21 protein-coding genes are annotated in these 21,477 nt (G+C 72.6%); 13 read left to right on the top strand and 8 right to left on the bottom strand.

What is annotated here, in order from left to right; all coding sequences use genetic code 11:
- Positions 1 to 10: 10 nt before the first annotated feature.
- Positions 11 to 1,024, top strand: a complete 1,014-nt coding sequence (locus AB0J08_RS06595) for an aldo/keto reductase (protein WP_360627883.1) — start codon at positions 11 to 13, stop codon at positions 1,022 to 1,024.
- A complete protein-coding gene (locus AB0J08_RS06590) occupies positions 1,015 to 1,734 on the top strand; it encodes a FadR/GntR family transcriptional regulator (protein ID WP_360627880.1) in 720 nt (239 codons plus the stop codon). Before AB0J08_RS06595 ends, AB0J08_RS06590 begins: the two co-directional genes overlap by 10 nt.
- 133 nt (positions 1,735 to 1,867) lie before the next feature.
- On the opposite strand, the gene AB0J08_RS06585 is transcribed toward AB0J08_RS06590, so the two are convergent.
- Positions 1,868 to 2,299: a hypothetical protein gene (locus tag AB0J08_RS06585; RefSeq protein ID WP_360627877.1), complete on the bottom strand. Its 432-nt coding sequence runs from the start codon at positions 2,297 to 2,299 to the stop codon at positions 1,868 to 1,870.
- Positions 2,300 to 2,556: 257 nt separating this feature from the next.
- Positions 2,557 to 3,588, bottom strand: coding sequence for a LacI family DNA-binding transcriptional regulator (locus tag AB0J08_RS06580; protein WP_360627874.1), 1,032 nt, complete (start codon positions 3,586 to 3,588; stop codon positions 2,557 to 2,559).
- Positions 3,589 to 3,893: 305 nt separating this feature from the next.
- On the opposite strand from AB0J08_RS06580, the gene AB0J08_RS06575 reads away from it, so the two are divergent.
- Positions 3,894 to 4,865, top strand: coding sequence for a glycoside hydrolase family 6 protein (locus AB0J08_RS06575; RefSeq protein WP_360627871.1), 972 nt, complete (start codon positions 3,894 to 3,896; stop codon positions 4,863 to 4,865).
- A 106-nt stretch (positions 4,866 to 4,971) separates the two neighbouring features.
- Entirely contained in the window at positions 4,972 to 6,258 is a 1,287-nt protein-coding gene (locus AB0J08_RS06570) for a glycoside hydrolase family 6 protein (RefSeq protein ID WP_360627868.1), read from the top strand.
- 149 nt (positions 6,259 to 6,407) lie between these two features.
- Here AB0J08_RS06570 and AB0J08_RS06565 read toward each other — a convergent pair whose 3' ends face one another.
- Together AB0J08_RS06565 and AB0J08_RS06560 are read right to left on the bottom strand one after the other, a co-directional pair.
- Positions 6,408 to 7,859: an endo-1,4-beta-xylanase gene (locus AB0J08_RS06565; RefSeq protein ID WP_360627865.1), complete on the bottom strand. Its 1,452-nt coding sequence runs from the start codon at positions 7,857 to 7,859 to the stop codon at positions 6,408 to 6,410.
- A 122-nt stretch (positions 7,860 to 7,981) separates the two neighbouring features.
- Positions 7,982 to 9,019: a LacI family DNA-binding transcriptional regulator gene (locus AB0J08_RS06560; protein WP_360627862.1), complete on the bottom strand. Its 1,038-nt coding sequence runs from the start codon at positions 9,017 to 9,019 to the stop codon at positions 7,982 to 7,984.
- Between the two features lie 235 nt (positions 9,020 to 9,254).
- Here AB0J08_RS06560 and AB0J08_RS06555 point away from each other — a divergent pair, with 235 nt between their 5' ends.
- Genes AB0J08_RS06555 through AB0J08_RS06540 form a run of 4 tightly spaced genes read left to right on the top strand, consistent with a single transcriptional unit; the run spans position 9,255 to position 14,576 of the window.
- Positions 9,255 to 10,496 carry an extracellular solute-binding protein gene (locus tag AB0J08_RS06555; protein WP_360628262.1) on the top strand — a complete coding sequence of 414 codons (1,242 nt, stop codon included), beginning with the start codon at positions 9,255 to 9,257 and terminating at the stop codon, positions 10,494 to 10,496.
- Positions 10,493 to 11,389, top strand: coding sequence for a sugar ABC transporter permease (locus AB0J08_RS06550; protein WP_360627859.1), 897 nt, complete (start codon positions 10,493 to 10,495; stop codon positions 11,387 to 11,389). The genes AB0J08_RS06555 and AB0J08_RS06550 overlap by 4 nt, the downstream gene beginning before the upstream one ends.
- Positions 11,389 to 12,210: a carbohydrate ABC transporter permease gene (locus tag AB0J08_RS06545; RefSeq protein ID WP_360627856.1), complete on the top strand. Its 822-nt coding sequence runs from the start codon at positions 11,389 to 11,391 to the stop codon at positions 12,208 to 12,210. The genes AB0J08_RS06550 and AB0J08_RS06545 overlap by 1 nt, the downstream gene beginning before the upstream one ends.
- The gene (locus AB0J08_RS06540) at positions 12,207 to 14,576 is read left to right on the top strand and encodes a glycoside hydrolase family 3 N-terminal domain-containing protein (RefSeq protein ID WP_360627853.1); all 2,370 of its coding nucleotides are present in this window, start codon (positions 12,207 to 12,209) and stop codon (positions 14,574 to 14,576) included. Before AB0J08_RS06545 ends, AB0J08_RS06540 begins: the two co-directional genes overlap by 4 nt.
- 254 nt (positions 14,577 to 14,830) lie before the next feature.
- Here the strand turns inward: AB0J08_RS06540 and AB0J08_RS06535 are convergent, their stop codons facing one another.
- Positions 14,831 to 15,655, bottom strand: coding sequence for a helix-turn-helix transcriptional regulator (locus AB0J08_RS06535; protein WP_360627851.1), 825 nt, complete (start codon positions 15,653 to 15,655; stop codon positions 14,831 to 14,833).
- A gap of 146 nt (positions 15,656 to 15,801) precedes the next feature.
- Here AB0J08_RS06535 and AB0J08_RS06530 point away from each other — a divergent pair, with 146 nt between their 5' ends.
- Together AB0J08_RS06530 and AB0J08_RS06525 are read left to right on the top strand one after the other, a co-directional pair.
- Positions 15,802 to 16,617: a phytanoyl-CoA dioxygenase family protein gene (locus tag AB0J08_RS06530; protein ID WP_360627848.1), complete on the top strand. Its 816-nt coding sequence runs from the start codon at positions 15,802 to 15,804 to the stop codon at positions 16,615 to 16,617.
- Complete coding sequence (locus AB0J08_RS06525) at positions 16,614 to 16,895, top strand: hypothetical protein (RefSeq protein ID WP_360627845.1); 282 nt, start codon at positions 16,614 to 16,616, stop codon at positions 16,893 to 16,895. The genes AB0J08_RS06530 and AB0J08_RS06525 overlap by 4 nt, the downstream gene beginning before the upstream one ends.
- A gap of 134 nt (positions 16,896 to 17,029) precedes the next feature.
- On the opposite strand, the gene AB0J08_RS06520 is transcribed toward AB0J08_RS06525, so the two are convergent.
- On the bottom strand, positions 17,030 to 17,452 hold the full coding sequence (locus AB0J08_RS06520) for an arsenate reductase ArsC (protein WP_360627842.1): 423 nt from the start codon (positions 17,450 to 17,452) through the stop codon (positions 17,030 to 17,032).
- Between the two features lie 229 nt (positions 17,453 to 17,681).
- On the opposite strand from AB0J08_RS06520, the gene AB0J08_RS06515 reads away from it, so the two are divergent.
- Positions 17,682 to 17,993 carry a metalloregulator ArsR/SmtB family transcription factor gene (locus AB0J08_RS06515; protein ID WP_360627839.1) on the top strand — a complete coding sequence of 104 codons (312 nt, stop codon included), beginning with the start codon at positions 17,682 to 17,684 and terminating at the stop codon, positions 17,991 to 17,993.
- A 103-nt stretch (positions 17,994 to 18,096) separates the two neighbouring features.
- Complete coding sequence (locus tag AB0J08_RS06510) at positions 18,097 to 18,810, top strand: MIP/aquaporin family protein (RefSeq protein ID WP_360628259.1); 714 nt, start codon at positions 18,097 to 18,099, stop codon at positions 18,808 to 18,810.
- Positions 18,811 to 18,865: 55 nt separating this feature from the next.
- On the opposite strand, the gene AB0J08_RS06505 is transcribed toward AB0J08_RS06510, so the two are convergent.
- Complete coding sequence (locus AB0J08_RS06505) at positions 18,866 to 19,339, bottom strand: N-acetyltransferase family protein (RefSeq protein WP_360627836.1); 474 nt, start codon at positions 19,337 to 19,339, stop codon at positions 18,866 to 18,868.
- Positions 19,340 to 19,389: 50 nt separating this feature from the next.
- A complete protein-coding gene (locus tag AB0J08_RS06500; RefSeq protein ID WP_360627833.1) occupies positions 19,390 to 19,743 on the bottom strand; it encodes a metalloregulator ArsR/SmtB family transcription factor in 354 nt (117 codons plus the stop codon).
- Between the two features lie 119 nt (positions 19,744 to 19,862).
- Here AB0J08_RS06500 and AB0J08_RS06495 point away from each other — a divergent pair, with 119 nt between their 5' ends.
- On the top strand, positions 19,863 to 21,227 hold the full coding sequence (locus tag AB0J08_RS06495; protein ID WP_360627830.1) for an NAD(P)-binding domain-containing protein: 1,365 nt from the start codon (positions 19,863 to 19,865) through the stop codon (positions 21,225 to 21,227).
- Positions 21,228 to 21,477: the final 250 nt, after the last annotated feature.

Genomic DNA, 21,477 nt, shown 5'->3' with positions numbered 1-21,477 from the left:
ACACCGGAACATGGCGCGCCGGAAGGTCGGCGGCACCCCCGTCGAGCTCACCGAACTCGGCTTCGGGGCCTCCACCATCGGCAACCTCTACCGGGTCACCCCGGCCGCGGACGCGGCGGCCGCCGTCGACCAGGCCTGGGAGGCCGGCCTGCGGTACTTCGACACCGCACCGCACTACGGCCTCGGCCTCTCCGAACGCCGCCTGGGCGCCGCCCTACGAGGCCGCCCGCGCGACGAGTACGTCGTCTCCTCCAAGGTGGGCAGGCTGCTGGTGCCCAACGAGGAGCCCCGCGGCGTCGACGGCGAGGGCTTCGTCGTACGCGACGACCTGCGCCGCCAGTGGGACTTCAGCCGTGACGGCGTCCTGCGCTCCATCGAGGACACGCTGCAGCGCACCGGCCTGGACCGCCTGGACGTCGTCTACCTGCACGATCCGGACGAGCACTGGCGGCAGGCGGCCGACGAGGCCATGCCCGCGCTCGCGGAGCTGCGCGACCAGGGCGTGATCGGCGCGATCGGCGCCGGGATGAACCAGTCGGCCATGCTCGCCCGCTTCCTGCGCGAGACGGCGGCCGACGTGGTCATGCTCGCCGGCCGCTACACCCTCCTGGACCAGTCGGCGCTGGACGACGTCCTGCCCGCCGCGGCGGAACTCGGCAAGAGCGTGGTGGCCGTCGGCGTGTTCAATTCCGGCCTGCTCTCCCTCGACCAGCCCACCGCGGGCATGATGTACGACTACCGGGAGGCTCCCCCGGCTTTGGTGACCCGCGCCCTGGCGGTCGCCGAGGTCTGCGCGGCGCACGGTACGACGCTGCCCACAGCAGCCGTCGCCTTCCCGTACAGCCATCCCACTATCATCAACGTCACCCTTGGGATGCGGACCGCGGAAGAGGTCAGGCGGAACGTGGAACTCCACCATCAGCACATCCCCGAAGGTCTTTGGGACGATCTCCGCGCCCGAGGACTCATCAGGTCGGACGTGCCCGCGGCGAACGGGCCCGGAAGGAGTGCGCGGTGTCTCTGACGGACAAGGCCATCATGCGGATCCGGGAGCTGATCCTCAGCGGGGCGCTGCCACCGGGCTCGAAGCTCCCGCCGGAGCAGGAGCTGGCCGCCCAGCTCGGCCTCTCCCGCAACCTGGCCCGGGAGGCGGTGAAGGCGCTGGCCGTCGCCCGGGTCCTGGAGGTCCGGCGCGGCGACGGCACCTACGTGACCAGCCTGCAGCCGAGCCTGCTCCTGGAGGGGCTCGGCGGTGCGGTGGAACTGCTGCAGGGCGACTCGACCGCGCTGCAGGACCTCATGGAGACGCGGCGGCTCCTGGAACCGGTCGCCACCGCGCTGGCCGCCACCCGGATCTCCGACGAGCAGCTGGCCGAGGTCGAGCGGCACCTGGAGGCCATGCGCGAAGCCCGTGACGACGTGGAGCGGCTCAACGCTCACGACGCCGCCTTCCATCGCGCCATCATCACCGCCACGGGCAACGAGAGCCTGCTCACGCTCCTGGAGGGTATCTCCGGGCGTACCCTGCGCGCCCGCATCTGGCGCGGTCTGGTCGACATCCAGGCCTCGGACCGGACCCTCGCCGAGCACGAGGCGATCTTCCGGGCACTGTCCGCCCGCGACGCCTTCCTCAGCCAGGCCGCCGCGATGCTGCACGTCAGCAACACCGAGCTGTGGCTGAGGGACCACGTGCGGTCGGGAGAAGCCCTCCCGTGGGGCACGACCGCCGAGTAGTGAGGGGTGGGGCCGGCTGCCCGTCGGCCGACCGAGGGTCAGTCGACGGGGCAGGACGTCCGTCGGCCGGGGCCCCAACCTACCCACCCCAACCACTTGTTCAGTGGCCCGTTCGGCGCGGAGCGGCCGGGGTTCAGTGGTCGTTGAGGTAGACGTGTTCGCTTCCGAAATGCCCCACGGACGTGCCCAGCCAGATGGAGACCATGATGCTGACGTTCTCCGGAAGGTCGTACGCGCCCCCGTCGGAAGCACTGACGGTGGTACATGATCCGAGCCCGCCCGTGGCCGCGATGGTGTAGCGGGGGTTGTACTGGCCGGAGCCGCCTTGGACGAAGACTTCGACCCTGGGGGCCATCCCGTCGGCTGCCGAGTCGCAGACGGAGACGATGTCGCCGTGCTCCTCGACGTAGACCGTGCCGCCGTGATCGGCGTCCGAGGTCGTCCACGTGTGGTCCCAGCTGGTGCCGGGGTCGACGGTCGCAGATGCCGACGTCGCGCCGCCGAGTGCGCCGCCGGCGAGGAGAAGGGTGGCTGTGGTCAGGGCCGCGATCCTGTGGCGCATCATGTGACCTCCCTAGGGCTCGTCCGGACAGCCCGGCGAGTGCCAGCGAGTCTAGGGAGCCGGTCGCCGCACCGAGGAAGGTCGAGTGGACCTTTGCATTGCCTTGACTGGACACACACAAACCGCCTGCCGGCCGGCGACGGCAGCCGGTGTCGCGCGCGTTCCGGCCGGACCGACAGACGCTCGCCGGTGTCCTGTCCGGTCCGGGCCCCCGGCGGCTGCGCCGATGCCCGGCTCGGTGCTCGACGGGTCCGCGAGGGTCAGGCCCGGGCGGGCACGTCGGGGGCGGACTCGCGCACCGAGAGGCGGGTCGGCAGGATCAGCGGACTGGGGTCGTGTCCCTCGATGGCGCCCACCAGCATCCTGGCCATCTCCTGCCCCAGCGCCCGCACCGGCTGGTGCACGGTGGTCAGCGGCGGATTGGTGTGCCGGGCGCTCGCCAGGTCGTTGAAGCCGACCACCGCGACGTCCTCGGGCACCCGCAGCCCGTGCAGCCGCAGGGTGCGCAGTGCGCCGATCGCCATCGCGTCGGAGGCCGCGAACACGGCGTCGGGCGCGGGACGGCCGGCGAGCAGGCGCTCCATCGCCGCGGCTCCGCCCTCCTCGGTGAAGTCGCCGGCCTCGACGCCGAGCAGCGGGACACCGGCCAGCTTCAGGCCCTCGGTGAAGCCCTGCTCGCGGGTGACGGCGACCCTGGTGTCCACCTGCCCGGTGATCATGACGGGCCGCCGGCGCCCGCTGCGTACGAGGTGGTCGGCGGCCAGCCGGGCACCGCCCCGGTTGTCGGCGTCCACGTACCACCGGGGCTCGCCGGCGAGTGGCAGGCCGCCGAAGACGACCGGGAGGTCGGCCTCCTCGGCGAGGCGGCCCAGCGGGTCGTCGCCGCGCAGCGCCATCAGCATCACGCCGTCGGCCCGGCGGGAGCGCAGCAGGCGCTCGAACCGCTCCCGGCCGCGCGGGCTGTTGGCCAGCAGCAGGATCAGTTCCAGGTCGGTCTGCTCCAGCGCCGCGCTCACGCCGACGATCACCTCGGCGAAGAACGGGTCCGCGAACAGCCCCGGCTCGTCGCTGGAGACCGCCAGCACGACCGCGCCGACCCGGCGGGTGGCCAGCGCCTGTGCGCTCGGGTTGGGGACGAAGCCGAGCTCGCGCACCGCCCGTTCGACTGCCTCCCGCTTGGCCCGGCTGACGTGCGGCGCGTTGTTGATCGCCCGGGAGGCCGCCGTGCGCGACACACCGGCGCGCTGAGCCACCTCGTCGAGGGTCGGCATGCGCTTGGGCGTCGGCTCCATGGAAACGGCTGCTCCTCAGGCTCGCGGGCGGCGGACAGGGCCATGATTCCACGCGCCGGCCCGCTCCGGACCTGTGCGGGGGCGGCGCCTTCCGACCATCCGGCCTCCGAAATCTGGTAGCGCTTTCAGCGTACCCGTCCGCCTTCGGTGCCCCCAGCTGGCAAGGCGAAGATCGTTGAAGTGCCTGCTGCGCAAGCTATTGACAGGTTCCGTCGGCTGGCTCAATCATCCCAACGACGCGATCCGATTCGCGCTGAACTGGAAGCGCTTCCACTTCTCCGCCCCCACCCATCGGAGGAAGCACCATGCGCAAGTCCATCCGCACCGCATCCGCGCTGCTGGCCGGCGCCCTCACCGCCGGCCTCGCGCTGGTCGGCGCCGGCCCGGCGTACGCCGCCGACCCCACCACCATGACCAGCGGCTTCTACGTCGACCCCGACAACTCCGCCCTGCGCTGGGCCAACGCCAATCCCGGCGACGGCCGGGCCCAGGCGATCCGCTCCGCCATCGCCAACACCCCGGCGGCCCGCTGGTTCGGCAACTGGAGCGGGGACATCGGCACGGCCACCGGCGCCTACGTCGGCCGCGCCGACGCCTCCGACAAGCTGCCGATCCTGGTCGCCTACAACATCCCCAACCGGGACATCTGCGGAGGCCAGTCCGGCGGCGGCGCCGGCAGCCGCGCCGCGTACGACAGCTGGATCGCCGCCTTCGCGAGCGGCATCGGCAACCGCCCGGCCGTCGTCATCCTCGAACCCGACGCGCTCGGCGACCAGAGCTGCCTGACGCCCGCCCAGATCGCCGACCGCAACGCCATGCTGAAGAACGCCATCGCGCAGTTCAACGCCAAGGCCCCCAACACCTGGGTCTACCTCGACGCCGGGAACCCCGGCTGGATCGGCGCCCAGACCATGGCTCAGCACCTCGCCGCCGCCGGCGTCGGCGCAGCCCACGGCTTCTCGCTCAACGTCTCGAACTACTACCCCACCGGCGACAACACCAACTACGGCAACGCGGTCAACAGCGCCCTGAGCGCGTACGGCTACACCAAGCCGTTCGCGGTGGACACCAGCCGCAACGGCAACGGCTCCAACGGGCAGTGGTGCAACCCGAGCGGCCGCCGGATCGGCACGCCCACCCGGACCGGCGGCGGCGCCGAGATGCTGCTGTGGATCAAGATTCCCGGCGAGTCCGACGGCAACTGCGGCGTTGGAGCGGGCTCCTCGGCCGGCCAGTTCCTGCCGGAGGTCGCCTACAAGATGATCTACGGCTACTGATGCCCCGCCAGGCGGCCTCCGCCCGGACGAAGGCCGCCTGACGCGGCACCGGCTCCCCCGCCGCCCCGGGCCCGTGACACCGAACGCCCCGACCGAAGGAATCCCCGTGCGTATCCCCCTGCACCGCGCCGTCCTGCCCGCGAGCGCGCTCGCGCTGCTGGTCGCCGCCGCCCCGGCCGCCGCCGAGGCGCGCCCCGCGCCGGCCTCCCACACGCTCGCCCCGGACACCCGCTTCTACGTGGACCCCGACAGCGACGCGGCCCACCAGGCCTTCACCGACCTGCTCCACGGTGACTACGACGGCGCCACCGCCATGACGAAGCTGGCCAGTTGGCCCGAGGCCGCGTGGTTCACCGACGGCACACCGGACCAGGTCGAGTCCAGGGTGCGCACCCTGGTGCGGCGCGCCGAGCGCACCGGGACCGTCCCCGTGCTGGTCGCGTACAACATCCCGCTGCGCGACTGCTCCCAGTACTCCGCCGGCGGGGCGCAGTCCGACGCCGAGTACCGCGCGTGGATCGGCGCGTTCGCCCGGGGCCTGGGCCGCAGCAAGGCCGTGGTCGTGCTGGAGCCCGACGGGCTGGCCAACCTCCCCGCCGACTGCGCCCCCGGCGCCGACCCCACCGGCGAGCTGACCGCCGGCCGGATCGCCGACCTCAACCACGCGATCGACGTGCTGGAGCAGCAGCCGAACAGCGTGGTCTACCTGGACGCGGGCAACAGCCACTGGCACGGCGTCGGCGCGATCACCGAGCGCCTGACGCAGGCCGGGGTCGGCCGCGCCCAGGGCTTCTCGCTGAACGTCTCCAACTACTTCGCCACCGACCGGTCCACGCACTACGGCACCTGGATCTCGCAGTGCCTGTGGTTCGCCACCAAGGGCCCGGACTGGGCCAAGGGTCACCCCGACCGGTGCGCGAGCCAGTACTACTCCCCGTCCGCGCCGAACGACGGGCAGCCGGGAAACGCGGTGAATGCGGACGACCCGTCCACCTGGCACTGGACCGACCAGTGGTACCGGGAGAACGTCGGCACCCCGCCCGCCGCCGAGCTCACTCACTTCGTCGTCGACACCGGCCGCGCCGGCCGCGGCGGCTGGACCCCGCCGGCCGGCAAGTACAGCGGCGACCCGCAGACCTGGTGCAACGCGCCCGGGCGCGGGGTCGGCGACCGGCCGACCGTGAACACCGGCGTGCCGCTCGCCGACGCCTTCCTGTGGATCAAGACCGTCGGCCAGTCCGACGGCCAGTGCAACCGCAGCATCCCGGGCGGCACCGTCGACCCCGAGTACGGCGTCGTCGACCCGGCGGCCGGCGTCTGGTGGCCGGAGCAGGCCAAGTCCCTGGTGCGCGAAGCCAGTCCGGCCCTGGGCTTCAACACCGCCTGGCGCTGACCGGCGGCCGCCCCGGCGGGATCCCGGCGCCGGGGGAACCGGTCCACCCTCCAGGAGGGCAGGGCCGGTCCCCCGGCGCCGTCCGCTGCCGCGCGGACGGCGGGCCCGCACCCCGGACGGAGTGCGGGCCCTCGGCCGCTGATGGAACGTCATGCGGTGGCGCAGACAACTCCGTTGAGGGCGAACCGGGTGGGGAGCTGGGTGTTGCCGGTGTGGGTGGCCTGGTAGCCGAACGAGGTCGCGGCGCCGGGGGCCAGGGTGCCGTTGTAGCCGAGGTTCCCGGCGGTGACCTGGCCGCCGGCCGGGGTGATGGAGGCGTTCCAGGTGTTGGTCACGGTCTGGCCGGAGGGCAGGGTGAAGGCCAGGGCCCAGCCGTCGACCGTGGTCGAGCCGGTGTTGGTGACGGTGATGTCCGTGGTCAGGCCGGTGTTCCAGGTGTTGGCCGTGGCCGTCACCTTGCAGGAGGCGCCGCCCGGCGTAGGAGTGGGGGTCGGGGTGGGCGTAGGAGTCGGAGTGGGCGTCGGCGAGGGGCTGGGGGTGCTGCCGCCGAGGGCGTTGGCGGAGGCGGTGTAGGCGGGCTTCGGCTGGTAGCCGTTGTCGTACATGGTGGCGGCGCCCTCGCCGGGGAAGGTGCCCGGGATCCAGGAGTCCGCGTCGCCGACGCCCCACTGGGTGATGCCCACGCAGCCGGTGACGGCCAGGCAGGTGTTGATCACGGAGGCGTAGTCGCTCGCCTGCTTGGCGAGGTCGGCACCGGTCGCGGGGAGCTTGATGCGGTCGTCCAGCTCGGTGATCGCGACCTCGACTCCGAGTGCGGTGAACCGCTGGAGGTTGTCCTTCAGGGAGGAGGGGACCTGGCCGAGCACGAAGTGGGCCTGGAAGCCGACACCGTCCAGCGGGACGCCCTGGGACTTGAGCGACTTCACCAGGTTGTACATGGCGTCGCTCTTCGCGTTCAGACCCTCGATGTTGTAGTCGTTCAGGTAGAGCTTGGCGCCCGGGTCGGCGGCTCGGGCGGTGCGGAGCGCCTCGGCGACGTAGCCGGTGCCCATCGCCCGGTAGAAGGCGTCGGCCCGGAAGCTGCCGTCCTCGTTGAAGGGCTCGTTCACCACGTCCCACGCGTAGAGCCCGCCCTTGTAGTGGGCCATCGTGTTGGTGATGTGCCTCTGCATGGCGGGCTTCACCTGGTCGCCGGCCAGGCTGTTCACCCAGGACGGGAGCTGGTTGTGCCAGACCAGGGTGTGGCCGCGCACCTTCATCGAGTTGGTCCGGGCGAAGGAGACCAGCCGGTCGGCCGGGGCGAAGTTGAAGCTGCCCGGCGAGGGCTCGACGGTGTCCCACTTCATTTCGTTGCCGGGGGTGAGCATGCCGAACTGGCCGCCGGCGACGGCGGTGAGGGCGGGGTTGTTCAGGTCCCCCTGGGTGATGGCGGTACCGAAGTAGATGCCCTTCGCCTCGGCGAGCGAGCGCAGGGCGGTGCCCGCCGCGCCGGCCTGGCCGGTCGGCATCGCGGTGACGGCGGCCAGGGCGGCGATCGCGGTGACGGCGGCGGCGCCGAGGGCGCGCCCGGAGCGGGTGAGGTGGAGCGTCCGGAGTGACACCGGCGTGGTCCCTTCTCTGTGGGTGGCAAGAGACGGACGTGCGGTGGTGCGTGGAACGCTGAGGCTAGGGAGACCCGAAAGGACCGAAACTTTCGGAATCTCCGCCGATTCCAGCGGCGACCCTAGGGCCGGGCCGGCGCTCCGTCAACCGTCGGGGACGACTTTCGCGGCGGGGCGGTGCTGCTGCGCTCGACCAGGTTGGTGGCCAGGTCCACCCGCAGGGCGGCGGGCCGGGCGCCCCGGGCCAGGTCGATCACCAGGCGGGCGGCGACCTCGGCCATCTCGGTCAGCGGCTGGCGGACGGTGGTCAGCGGCGGGCCGACCCAGCGGGCCAGCGGCAGGTCGTCGAAGCCGACCACGCTGAGGTCCTCGGGGATGCGCAGCCCCAGCTCACGGGCGGCCTCGTAGAGCCCGAGGGCCTGGAGGTCGTTCCCGGCGAACACGGCGGTCGGCCGGTCGGGCAGGCTCAGCAGTTCCAGCCCGACCCGGTGGCCCGCCTCGTGGTGGAAGTCGCCCTCGCGGACCAGCTCGGGGTCGTACGCGAGGCCCGCCATGTCGAGGGCCGCCCGGTAACCGTCGGCCCGCGCCCGGCTGCACATCATCCGGCCCGGCCCGCCGATCAGGCCGATCCGGCGGTGGCCGAGGTCGACCAGGTGCCGGGTGGCGGCCAGGCCGCCGTCCCAGTTGGTGGCGCCGACGGCGGGCACCCCTTGGCCGGGGTCGCCGGCCGGGTCCATGACCACGAACGGGATGTCGCGGCCGGCCAGCTGGTCCCGCTGGGAGCGGTCCAGACCGGACAGGACCAGCAGGACGCCGGTGGGGCGGCGGGCGAGTACCCCGTCGACCCAGGACTGACCGGGGGTGAGCCGGCCGGCGGACTCGGAGAGCACGATGCTCAGACCCTCCTCGCGTGCCACGTTCTCGACGCCGCGGATCACCTCCGTCGCCCAGGAGCTCTCCAGCTCGTGGAAGACCAGGTCGAGCAGCGGGCTGGTCCGCGCACCGCCGCGCCGCCGGTAGCCGTGTCGGCGCAGCAGGTCCTCCACCCGCTCCCGGGTGGCGGGGGCGACGTCGGCCCGGCCGTTCAGGACCTTCGAAACAGTCGGGGCCGAGACTCCCGCCTCCCGCGCGATCTCGGCGAGCGTCGCGGCTCTGGTCACGAGGTCCTCCTGCACCGCCCTGTCGGGCGAATTCCGCTGCTGTGGCTGTCCGTACGGCACGGATGCTAGCCGGTCGACCGGTCGGACCGGATCCCGCCGGAACCCTTGACGGGCGAAGGGGGTGGCCCTAGGTTTCCCACAACATTCGGTAACTTCATCGCAACATTCGTACGAGGGGCAGAGTATGGGATCGAGATTCACCGCGATCGCTGCGGCCACCGCGCTCGTCCTGGGCATGACCGCGGCCTGCGGGTCGGGCGGCTCCTCCTCCGACGGGGGTGCCGGGACGATCCGCGTGCTGGTCTACGGCGACGCCACCAACAAGGTCGAGAAGCAGATCGTCGAGACCTTCAACCGGACCTCCAAGGTCAAGGTGGTGCTCGACACCGTCCCCGGCGCGGACTACCAGCAGAAGCTGCAGACCGTCATCAACACCCCGCAGGCCCCGGACGTCTTCTTCAACTGGGGCGGCGGATCCATCCAGCCGTTCGTCAAGGCCGGCCTGCTGCTCCCGCTGGACGACTTCATCGCCCAGGATCCGGGCCTGAAGGACAACTTCCTGCCGTCGGTGTTCAACTCGGCCGTAGTGGACGGCAAGCCGTACGGCATCCCGATGCGCGGCACCCAGCCGGTGCTGCTGTTCCACAACAAGAAGGTGCTGGCCGATGCCGGCCTGACCCCGCCGAAGACCTGGCCCGAACTGATCGCCGACGCCAAGACACTGAAGGCCAAGGGCATCACCCCGATCGCGCTCGGCGGCGCCGACCGGTGGCCCACCCTGATGTGGTTCGAGTACCTCTACGACCGGATCGCCGGGCCCGGCCTGCTCCAGAAGGCGGTGGGCGGCGACCGGGCCGCCTGGGCGAGCGAGGACAGCCGCAAGGCGCTGGCCACGCTCAGGGAACTCGTCGACACGGGCGCCTTCGGCACCAACTTCGACTCCGTCAAGTTCACCGACGGCGGCTCCCCGGCCCTGGTGGCCAAGGGCAAGGCCGCCTTCGAGCTGATGGGCTCCTGGTACTACTCCACCCAGCAGGACGGCAACCCGGACTTCGCCAAGTCGGGCCTCGGCTACACCGGCTTCCCCACCATCGACGGCGGCCAGGGCGACGCGGCCGACGTGGTCGGCAACACCAACAACTTCTACTCGGTGCTCAAGAAGTCCAAGCACCCGGAGGCCGCCGCCGCGTTCCTGAAGCTGATGTACTCCGAGGAGTTCGTCAAGGCCCAGCTCGCCGCCGGCAACCTGCCGACCACCGTCAACACCGTCGAGTACCTGGACACCGCGGCCAGTCCGGCGTACTCCAAGTACCAGTACGAGCTGGTCAAGGCCGCGCCGTCGTTCCAGCTCTCCTGGGACCAGGCCTACCCGCCGAGCGCGATAACCCCGCTCCAGACGGCCGTCCAGCAGTTCTTCAACGGCAAGCTCGACGCCGACGGCTTCATCAAGGCCATGCAGGCCTTGCCCACCGAGTGACGGCCGCCCCGAAGTCCGGCGCGGGGGTGACCCGCCCGGGCTTCGTCTGGGCGGCGCCCGCCGCCGTGTTCTTCACGCTCTTCGCGATCGTGCCGCTGCTCCTGGTCGCCGTGCTCTCCTTCACCCACTGGGACGGCATCACCGAGCCGCGCTTCAACGGCCTGGACAACTGGACCGCGCTGATCGACGACCCGGTGATGATCCAGTCGATCGGGACCACCCTGCTGCTCACCGTCCTCGGTGTGGTCCTCCAGACGCCGATCAGCATCCTGCTCGGCGTCTGGGCCGCCGGTCACCAGCGCAACCGGGCCGTGCTCTCGGCGATCTACTTCGTACCGCTGCTGCTGTCGGCGACCGCCGTGTCCGTGGTGTGGCGGGCCGTCCTGGACCCCAACTTCGGTGTCCCGTCCCAACTGACCTGGCTGTTCGGCGACGGCAACCTGCTCGGCAGCCGAGGCGGAGCGATCGCGGTACTCGCCTTCGTCGGCGTGTGGCAGTTCACCCCGCTGCACGCACTGATCTACCAGGGCGGCGCCCGGGCCATCCCGCAGGTGCTCTACCAGGCCGCGGCGATCGACGGGGCGGGCACCGTCCGGCAGTTCTTCCACATCACCCTGCCGCAGCTGCGCAACACCGCCATCACCTCGTCGGTGCTGATGGTGGTCGGCGGCCTCACCACCTTCGACACCGTGCTGATCCTGACCCAGGGCGGCCCCGGCACCGACACCACCGTCAGCGCCTTCTACATGTACCAGAAGGCCTTCAAGAGCTTCGACTTCGGAGGCGGATCGGCCATCGCCCTGGTCCTGGTGGCCGTCGCCACCCTGATCTCGCTGGCCGTGGTCAGGTTCACCGGCTACGACCGGATGCACGGGACGACGGAGGGCCTGTGATGCCGCGTCAACGACCCAACGTCCTGGCCGGACTGGGCTCCCTGATCTGGCTGCTGCTGGTCGGTCTGCCGCTGTACGTGCTGCTGCTCGCCACCGTCCGCACCCGCGCCGACTACTCCACCGAGGGCCCGCTCAGCCTGCCCGCGCAGTGGACCCTGCAGAACTACCTCACCGACCTCTCCAACGGCTTCGGGCAGGACTTCCTCAACACCCTGGCCGTCACCGCCAGCGTGGTCGCCATCGTGCTGCTGGTCGTCCCGCCGCTCGCCTACGCGATCGTGCGGGCCCGCGGCCGGGCGACCGGCTGGGTGTTCCGGATGTTCCTGCTCGGCCTGGCGATCCCCGCCCAGGCGGTGATCGTGCCGATGTTCTACCTGATCAGCAAGGCCGGGCTGTACGACCACCTGATCGGCGTCATCCTGCCGACCGCCGCCTTCTGCCTCCCGGTCTGCACCCTGGTGCTGACCGGCGCGATGCGCGACATCAGCCCCGAGCTCTACGAGGCGATGGCGATGGACGGCGCCTCCCCGGCCCGGGTCTTCCGGCAGCTGGTGCTGCCGCTGTCCAAGGGCGGCCTGTCCTCCGTCGTGGTGTTCGCCGCCCTCCAGGCGTGGAACGGCTTCCTGTTCCCGCTGATCCTCACCCAGTCCGACTCCACCAAGGTCGTCACCCTCGGCCTGTACGAGTTCCAGACCGAACACGGCGTCGACGTACCCGGTCTGCTCAGTGCCGTGGTGCTGTCCACGCTCCCCGTCTTCTTCGTCTACCTGTTCGCCCGTCGCGCCCTCGTCCAGGGCCTGACGGGCGTTGGAGGGAAATGAGCACCACCCACGACCCCGCGCCCGAGGAGACCCCCGCCTGGCGGGACACCACGCTCACCCCGGAGGCCAGGGCCGACGCCCTGATCGCCGCGATGACCCTGCGGGAGAAGACCGCCCAGCTGATCGGCGTCTGGGTCGCCGCCGGGGAGGGGGGCGACGAAGTCGCCCCGTACCAGCACGAGATGGAGGAGCCGCCCGAACTCGATGCGCTACTCCCGCACGGGCTCGGCCAGTTGACCAGACCGTTCGGCACCGCGCCGGTCGATCCGGCGCTCGGCGCGCTCTCGCTGCTGCGGACCCAGCGCCGGATCGCGGCCGCCAACCGGTTCGGCATCCCCGCCCTGGCCCACGAGGAGTGCCTGGCCGGCTTCGCCGCCTGGGGCGCCACCGCCTACCCGGTGCCGCTGTCCTGGGGCGCCACCTTCAATCCGGAACTGGTGCGGGCGATGGCCACCGCGATCGGCCGCGACCTGCGGGCCGTCGGCGTGCACCAGGGCCTCGCGCCGGTCCTCGACGTGGTGCGCGACGCCCGGTGGGGACGGGTCGAGGAGACCATCGGCGAGGACCCGTACCTGGTGGGCACGGTCGCCACCGCCTACGTCCAGGGCCTGGAGTCCGCCGGGGTCGTCGCCACCCTCAAGCACTTCGCCGGGTACTCCGCCTCCCGCGCCGGACGCAACCTCGCCCCCGTCTCGATGGGCCCGCGCGAACGCGCCGACGTCATCCTGCCACCGTTCGAGATGGCCGTTCGCGAGGGCCGGCCCCGCTCGGTCATGCACGCCTACACCGACACCGACGGCATGCCCTCCGCCGCCGACGAGGCCCTGCTCACCGGCCTGCTCCGGGACACCTGGGGCTTCGCCGGCACGCTGGTCGCCGACTACTTCGGCATCGCCTTCCTCAAGGCCCTGCACGGCGTCGCCGAGGACTGGTCCGACGCCGCCGCGCTGGCCCTCGGCAGCGGCGTGGACGTCGAACTGCCGACCGTGAAGACCTTCGGGCAGCCCCTGCTCGACGCCGTCGCCGCCGGGACCGTCCCGGAGCGGCTGATCGACCGGGCGCTGCACCGGGTGCTCGTCCAGAAGGCCCAGCTCGGGCTGCTGGACCCGGGTTGGGACCCGGTGCCCGACGTCCTCGCCGACACCGACCTGAGCGACCCGGAGGCCCTGCGCGGCCTGGTCGACCTCGACCAGCCCGCCAACCGCGCGCTCGCCGCCGAACTCGCCGAGCAGGCCGTGGTCCTGGTGCGCAACGACGGCCTGCTGCCGCTGCACCGACCCGCCCGGATCGCGCTGATCGGGCCCAACGCCGACGAACCCACCGCCGTGCTCGGCTGCTACTCCTTTCCGGTGCACGTCGGCAGCCAGCACCCGAAGATGCCGCTCGGCATCGAACTCCCCACCCTGCGCGAGGCGTTGGCCGCCGAGTTCACCGGCAGCGAGCTCTGGACGGTCGACGGGGTGAGCGTGGACGGGGAGGACGCGAGCGGGATCGCCGAGGCCGTCCGGGTCGCGCGGCAGGCCGACGTGGTGGTGCTGGCCCTCGGCGACCGGGCCGGGCTGTTCGGCCGGGGCACCAGCGGCGAGGGCTGCGACGCCGAGTCGCTCGACCTGCCGGGGCGACAGCGCGAGTTGCTCGACGCGCTGCTCGACTGCGGCACTCCGCTCGTGGTCACGCTACTGGCCGGGCGGCCGTACGCACTGGGGCGCGCGGTGACCGAGGCCGGGGCCATCGTGCAGTGCTTCTTCCCCGGCGAGGCCGGCACCCAGGCGCTGGCCGGTGTGCTGAGCGGGCGGGTCAACCCCTCGGGACGGCTGCCGGTCAGCATCCCCGCGCACCCGGGCGCCCAGCCCTCGACCTACCTCGCCGCGCGGCTCGCCCAGGCGAGCGGTGTCTCCAGCACCGACCCGACGCCCGCGTTCGGCTTCGGACACGGGCTCGGCTACGACGAGTTCAGCTGGTCCGGGCTGGTGCCGGAGACCGTCGAGGCCGGTACCGACGGCGAGTTCCGACTCGCCTTCGAGCTGCGCAACGCCGGGGACCGGGCGGGCAGCGAGGTCGTGCAGCTCTACCTGCACGACCCGGTGGCGAGCGTCGTGCAGCCGGTACAGCGGCTGGTCGGCTACCGGCGGATCGAGCTGGCGGCCGGCGCCGGGTGCCGCGTGAGCCTGACGCTCCCCGCCGACCTGGCCTCCTTCACCGGCCGCGAGGGCCACCGGATCGTCGAACCGGGCGGGTTGGAGCTTCGGATCTCCGCCTCCAGCACCGACGCGCGCTTCACCGTGCCGCTCAGCCTCACCGGCCCGGTCCGCCCGCTCGACCACACCCGCCGCCTCCATCCGACCTTCGCCCTCCGGGAGTTGTGAGGACCACGCGGCAGCGGACGGGGGCGGGCGAGCCGGGTACCGCCGCACCGGCGACGGCCCGCGCCGCCGACCGTCGGGACGGTCGGCGGCGCGGCGTTCCCGGGCGGGTCGGCGGGTGCCGTTGGTATGGGTCAACAGACCTATTCGGTAGGTGAGTTCGACGTACGGGGCCTGCCAGGGGGTGGCGGGAGACCGGGTCGGTGGTCCACCGCCCTGTCGCCGCCGGAGACGGAAAGGTTGCCGAGGCTCCCGGATCAGGAAGCGCCCCGCGGGAGGCCGGGCACCGGAACCGGCGCCCCCTGGGCGGGCGGGGCGGCACGGATGCCGCGTGGGGACGTGCCGAGTTCGCGGCGGCAGGCCTTGTTGAAGGCCTGGAGGTCGGGAATGCCGACCGAGGCGGCGACGGCGGGGATGGAGAGTGTGGTGGCGCGCAGGAAGTGGCGGGCCCGCTCCATCCGCCGGGCCCGGATGTAGCCCACCACCGTATCCCCCGTGGCGGCCCGGAACAGCCGGGTCAGGTGGTTGTGGGAGATGCCCACCGCCTTCGCGATCTCCGGCACCGTCAGGGGTCCCGTCAGCCGCGCCTCGATCAGGGCCACTGCGGCCGCCACGGCAGGATGGACGGCTCGCGCGGTCCGCTCCCCTGGCGGGGTCAGCCGGGCGACCCGCCACAGGGCCCCCCACACTTCGGCCACGGCCCGCGCCGGCGTGTGCGGCCAGGAGGCCAGCGCCTGCTGCAACTGTGCCGTGAGCAAGGCAAGTTCGGGACCAGCCTGCTGGATCACCGGGATGCTCGTGGGCGCTCCCCCGGCGCCCAGACGGAGGTGGACGTAGAGGTGCTGGGAGCGGCCCCGGTAGCGGTAACGGACCTCGGCCCCGGGCGGTACGAGGCTGACCCGCCCCGGACGGATCGCGTGCTCGGTGCCGTCGACCGTCAAGTCGGCCTCGTAGCCGTACAGATGGAGCTGCCAGAGGTCGGGCAGCGAGAACACGTCCACCTGGCCGGCCGGTCCGTGCGCGCCGATTCCGACGGCCGCGAGAGTCGGGGGCTCGTCGAGGTGGGCGATGACCGTGCGCATGGTCACGTGTCTACCACAGCCCCCGCGACCCCTTCCAGGGCCACGATCCTCGATCCGCTTCCGCGGGGCGGGGTGGTGAGAATCGACCAGTAGTGAGTGAACGCGGCCCACCCGGCAGGGCGGCGGGCGGTCCTAGCGTGGCCGTCATGGAGAAGAGGCAGGAACTGCTCAACTCGGTCCAGATGGCGCGCTTCGTCGCGCGCGGGTCGCTGCGGCTGGACGCGGTGGTCCCGACGGAGCTGAACGCCGAGGGCCTGACGGTACTGGCGGACGGCGTACCGCCGGTGCCGTACGGGACGCCGGTGTCCACGGCGTACCCGGAAGGCTCCTTCGTCCGAAGGCTGCTGGAACTGCCGCAGGTCGCAGGGGCACTGCGCAGCCTGGTGGGCCCCGATCCGTGGGTGGACCACCACGCCGTGCACACCCGCGAGCCGCACGGCGGCGACGCCCAGCCATTGCACGGGGACGCCATCATCGACGTCCGGCCGGACGCCTTCGACGTCCAACTGATGTACTACCCGCAGGCGGTGACACTGGAGATGGGTGGCACGCTCAGCGTTCCGGGCAGCCATCTCCGCCGGACCAACGAGTCGGACACCGGCCGCTACCAGAACCTGCGCGGCCAGGACCGGCTGGTCTGCCCGGCCGGGACGGTGGCGTTTCTGCACCACGGCCTCTGGCACGGAGGCCGGCGCAACGACAGCGACACGATGCGCTACATGTTCAAGATCCGCTTCAATCCGAGGGTGCGCCAACAACGGCTCTGGGACACCACGGATCTCCACGACCCGCGGGTGAACGCGGAGTTGGACACGGTGTTCCCGTGGTACGAGGGGGCGACCGGCCGGCTGGAGCGGTACAACCGCATCCTGCTGTGGCGGTCGCTGACCGGCGACGACGGCTACGACCTCGACCACTGGGTGACCAGGGTGTCCAACCGCCCCAAGGAGCAGGCGATATGACGTCACAGTCGGCCCGGCAGCAGGTGCTGGTGCTCTACCTGTCCAGCTCGGCGTTGGACTCCCACGTCGTCGGCTGGTCGCGGTACGACGGCACCGGCCGCACCTCACCCACCACCGGCGACAGCGACGAGCCGCCGTACGAAACGGGGGTGGCGGCGCTCCGGGACGGCTGGCGGCTGTTCCAGGCCGCCCAGCTGATCCCGCCGTACCCGGGCCACGAGTACGACGTCTCCTTCCTCAAGCACGAGTTCTTCTTCGAGCGGATCGTCGAGCCCTGACCGCGGCGCGGCGGGCAGCCCCGGCGGGCGCGGGCGATGGGGAGCGCGGCGGGGCCGGAGCCGACGGTGACGATCTCGCGCACGTCGCCGTGCCACCCCGCCGGTCCGGGCGGTGTCGGCCCCGGAGTGGTCAACTACCCCCGCACGGACTTGGCGTCGATCTCGGCGATCAGGTTCTCGATGAGGCCCTTGATCTCGTCGCGGATCGGGCGGACGGCCTCGACGCCCTGACCGGCCGGGTCCGCCAGCTTCCAGTCGAGGTACTCCTTGCCGGGGAAGTACGGGCAGGCGTCCCCGCAGCCCATGGTGATCACGTAGTCCGACGCCCGCACGGCCTCGGTGGTGAGGACCTTCGGCCGCTGGTCCGAGATGTCGATGCCCAGCTCGGCCATCGCCGCGACCGCGGCCGGGTTGATCCGGTCACCGGGGACCGAGCCGGCCGAGCGGACCTCGACCCGGTCGCCCGCGAGGTGGCGCAGGAAGCCCGCGGCCATCTGCGAGCGGCCGGCGTTGTGGATGCAGACGAACAGGACGGAGGCGGCGGGGGCGGTGGTCATCGTGGTCCCTTCGGTTGTGCGGGGCGGGCGCGTCCGGGTGTGGTCCGGGCGCGGGAGGCGGCGGGTCACCTCGCCCCGGTGGTGAGGCCGGCCAGGGGGGCTGAACGCGGAGCCGGTCCGGTCGCGGATCGCGCGCACCCGCTCGACCGGGGCGCCGCGCGGGGTGCCCGGCGGCGGCCGGAAAGGAGGGGCTCGCCTGCGCGGGCCGACCCGGGTAACGTATCAGCCCATGGTGACCTCAGTCGACAGTGATGTGTTGAAAGCCCTGGCCGACCCGCTCCGGATGCGGATCGTCGCGCTCCTCTCCAGGGAGGCACTGTGCACGACCCACCTGGCGGAGGAGACCGGCGCCAAGCAGACCAACCTGTCGAACCACCTGAGGATCCTGCGCGAGGCAGGGCTCGTGGACACCGAGCCCTGCGGGCGCTTCACGTACTACTCGCTCCGCCCCGAAGCCCTGGAGGCCCTGTCGGCGGAGTTCGCCGCGCTGGCCTCCGCAGCGCGGCTGACCGCCGAGGCCGGCGTCAGACGGTCCTGCTGAACCACTCCCGCCCCACCCTGGCGGCCTGCCCCACCCCGCACGAGGAGCACATCTGTTGAGCGCCACAGCCGAGGCCGAGCCCGAGACCACCGAGGCCGGACCACTGACCGCCGAGCCCCCGGCAACGCCCCTGCTGAACCGGGTGACGGCCGAACTGGTCGGCACCGCAGCCCTGGTGGCCGTCGTCGTCGGCTCCGGCATCCAGGCCACCGAACTGAGCCGGGACGTCGGCCTCCAGCTGCTGGCCAACTCGCTGGCCACCGTCTTCGGCCTCGGTGTGCTGATCCTGCTGCTCGGCCCCGTCTCCGGCGCACACTTCAACCCCGTCGTCACGCTGGCCGAGTGGTGGAACGGCCGCAAGGACCCGCACGGCCTGACGCTCCGCGAGGCCGCCGCCTACATCCCGGCGCAGATCGCCGGCGCCATCGGCGGCGCGGTCCTGGCGGACGCCATGTTCGGCCGGGCACTCGTGGAGTGGTCCACGCACGACCGCTCCGCCGGGCACCTGTTGCTCGGCGAGATCGTCGCCACCGCCGGCCTGGTCCTGCTGATCTTCGGCCTCGCCAAGACCGGCCAGCTGCGCTTCGCCCCCGCCGCGGTCGCCTCCTACATCGGCGCCGCCTACTGGTTCACCTCCTCCACCTCCTTCGCCAACCCCGCCGTCACCATCGGCCGCGCGTTCACCGACACCTTCGCCGGGATCGCCCCCGCCTCGGTACCCGGCTTCATCGGCGTACAGCTGGTGGGTGGCGCACTGGGGCTCGCGCTGGTCGCGCTGATCTTCGACCAGCGCCGCCGCACGGCCGGTACGAGGTGAACGAGGTCCGGCGCGCTCAGGTGCTGGCGCTCGGGGCGATGCCGGCGGCCCAGGGTCAGTCGACGGCCGGGCTGCGACGTTCGATCAGCAGGACGTCGCGCCAGGCGCCACGCTGGCGGGCGACGCGCTCGCGGGTACCGATGACCCGGAACCCGGCCCTGGCGTGAACGGCGAGGCTGGCGGCGTTCTCGGGGAACACCCCGGACTGGATCGTCCAGATCCCGGCCGCCTCGGTGGAGTCGATCAGCGCCTCCAGCAGAGCACGTGCGACCCCGAGACCGCGGGCCTCGGGATGGACGTAGACGGAGTGCTCCACGACGCCGGCGTAAGCGGGCCGAGCGGAAACGGCGCCGACCGCGACCCACCCCAGCACCTCGCCACCGGCGCCCAGGGCGACGTGCCGGTGGCCGGGCAGCCGGGCGGCGTCGAACGCCTCCCAGGAGGGTGCGGCGGTCTCGAAGGTGGCGTTGCCCTCGTCGATTCCCGCCTGGTAGATCGCCAGGACCGGCCGGGCGTGACCGTGCTCCATCGGGGCGACGGTGAGCGTGGGACGCGGCGCCGTGTGCTCCATGGCCGCGGTCAGCGGTTCAGGTCGAGCAGGGCGGACATGCCCGCGAGCACGGACGGCGCCACCTTGTAGTAGACCCAGGTGCCCCGGCGCTCACTGGTCAGCAACCCGGCTTCCCGCAGCTTCTTCAGGTGGTGGGAGACGGTCGGCTGGGAGACGCCGACGTCCTGGATGTCGCACACGCACGCCTCCCCTCCCTCGTGCGAGGCGACCTTGGAGAACAGCCTCAGCCGCACCGGATCGCCCAGGGCCTTGAACATCGCCGCCGTCCGCACCGAGTCCTCCACCGACAGCTCGGCCGAGGCGAGCGGCGCGCAGCACGGCACCGCCTCGGGCTCCAGCAGGGCCACCTCAGGATTCGACATGTGTCTATGTTGACAGCCATCTATTCGAGTGGCAAGGTCGGGACCGTCATCACATCGACGTTCGTCGAATCAGCTGGGTGGTCGCAGCCACCCGGCCCGCCTCGAAGGGGACCAGCGCCATGTCCGAAGACCACGACCTGCCCGTCCTCGTCATCGGCGCCGGCCCGATCGGCCTGGCCGCCGCCGCGCACCTGATCGAGCGGGGCATCGAACCGCTCGTGCTGGAAGCAGGCCCCTCGGCGGGGGCCGCGGTGCGCGAGTGGAGCCACGTGCGGCTGTTCTCCCCGTGGGCCGAGGTGGTCGACGCGGCCGCCGAGAAGCTGCTCGCCCCCACCGGGTGGGTCCGCCCGGACGGCACGGCCTACCCCTCCGGTGGCGACTGGGCCGAGCGGTACCTGCAGCCGCTCGCCGACGTCCTGGGCGGGCGCGTGCGCTACGGCGCCCGGGTCGGTGGCGTCGCCCGCGCGGGGCGTGACCGCATCGTCGACTCCGGCCGGGCCGAGCAGCCGTTCACCGTCCATGTCACCACCGCCGACGGGGGCGAGGAGCGCATCAGGGCCCGCGCGGTCATCGACGCCTCCGGTACCTGGTCCACCCCCAACCCGCTCGGCTCCGACGGCCTGCCCGCGCTCGGGGAGCGCACCCACACCGAGCGGATCTCCTACCGCGTCCCGGACCTCAAGGACGCCGCCGTACGGGCCCGGTACGCGGGCAGGCGCACCGCTGTGGTCGGCGCCGGCGCCTCCGCGTTCACCGCCCTCGCCGGACTTGCCGACCTCGCCGCCGAGGAGGCCGGCACCCACGCGGTGTGGGTCCTCCGACGGGGCATCGGCTCCGCCACGTTCGGCGGCGGCGAGGCCGACGAGCTGCCCGCCCGCGGTGCGCTCGGCCTGCGGGCCAAGGCCGCCGTCGACGCCGGGCACGCCACCGCGCTCACCGGATTCCGCACCAGCGCCGTCGAGCGGGACGGCGACCGGGTGGTCCTCGTCTCCGAGGACGGCCGCCGCAGTGAGCCCCTGGACGAGGTGGTCGTCCTCACCGGCCTTCGCCCCGACCTGTCGTTCCTCTCCGAGGTCCGCCTCGGTCTCGACGAACGCCTCCAGGCGCCGGTGGAGCTGGCGCCGCTGATCGACCCCAACCAGCACTCCTGCGGCACCGTCTACCCGCACGGCGCCAAGGAGCTCGCCCACCCCGAGAGCGGCGTGTACCTGGTGGGCATGAAGTCCTACGGGCGTGCGCCCACCTTCCTCGCCATGACCGGCTACGAGCAGGTCCGCTCCGTCGCCGCCCACCTCGCGGGCGACCACGAGGCCGCGGCCCGCGTCGAGCTGACCCTTCCCGAGACCGGGGTGTGCGGCGGCGCCGGACTCTTCGACGAGCCCGAAGCCGGGCAGGCCGGCGGTGGCTGCTGCGCGGTACCCGCCGCACCCGAGGTGCTGAGCATCGGCCTGGGAGCGCCCGCCGGGTCCTCGACCGGCTGCTGACCGGCGCCCACCGTCCGCCGTACGGCCGGGCCAGCAGCGGCATCCAGCCGTCCGCGGCTCCGCCGTCGCCACCGGACCGGAGGGCCGCCTTCCCGATCTCGGAAGCGGAATCGAGGGCCGCCGAGCCGGAGTCCTCGGCGGCGCGGCCCCACGATCGCCGTACGGCCGCGGGGGGGGGGGCCGCGGCGCGGCCGCGGGGGGGCCGGGCCAGCCGCGGGGGCAGGCCGGGAGGGAAGCGGGGTGGGTGGGC

Origin of the sequence: Kitasatospora sp. NPDC050463 (genome assembly GCF_040655255.1) — a bacterium.
Taxonomy (GTDB): Bacteria; Actinomycetota; Actinomycetes; order Streptomycetales; family Streptomycetaceae; genus Kitasatospora.
The sequence above is the reverse complement of the archived record's forward strand: the minus strand, read 5'-3'. Positions and strand labels throughout refer to the sequence as shown.